Annotated in this window: 1 protein-coding gene; it reads right to left on the bottom strand. The window is 72.2% G+C overall.

Annotated elements, in window-relative coordinates:
• The coding region (locus tag ACEN88_RS34590; protein ID WP_413346922.1) for a hypothetical protein at window positions 1-266 on the bottom strand (266 nt) is incomplete at its 3' end.
• Window positions 267-381: the final 115 nt, after the last annotated feature.

The following is a 381-nucleotide window of genomic DNA, read 5'->3' as shown; positions in this document are numbered from 1 at the left end:
TTGTGCGCCTCCTCGGGCGCGAGGCCGAGCTTGGCGCGCGCGGTCATGGGGCGCGCCTTGGTGACACTGCCGAGCAGGGAGCTCGACGTGGTCATCGGGCGCGGGGCAAGCGTGCGCTTGATGGCCGCGATCCAGCCGTCGTTCTGGCGGGTGCGCGAGGGCCGGGTCGGCTCCTGCCGCGCGGGCTGCGCCGGCGTCGCGTTCGGGTCGGCGATCTCATGGATGTCGGATGAGCTGGCGCCGGAAAGTCGGGTCGGGGATGGCATGAGCGTCTCTACGAAAGTGGGTAGCGCGTGCCCCGGACAGGCTTGCCGAGGTTGGCCAAGTATGGGTTGGCGCCGCGCACCGGCGGCAGGCTCGCGGCGAACTGCCGTGTCCGCC

This window comes from Massilia sp. CT11-108 (genome assembly GCF_047302915.1).
In the GTDB taxonomy this organism is placed as follows: domain Bacteria; phylum Pseudomonadota; class Gammaproteobacteria; order Burkholderiales; family Burkholderiaceae_D; genus Telluria; species Telluria orientalis.
Note: the sequence above shows the minus strand (reverse complement) of the source record. Positions and strands in the feature narration are given on the sequence as shown.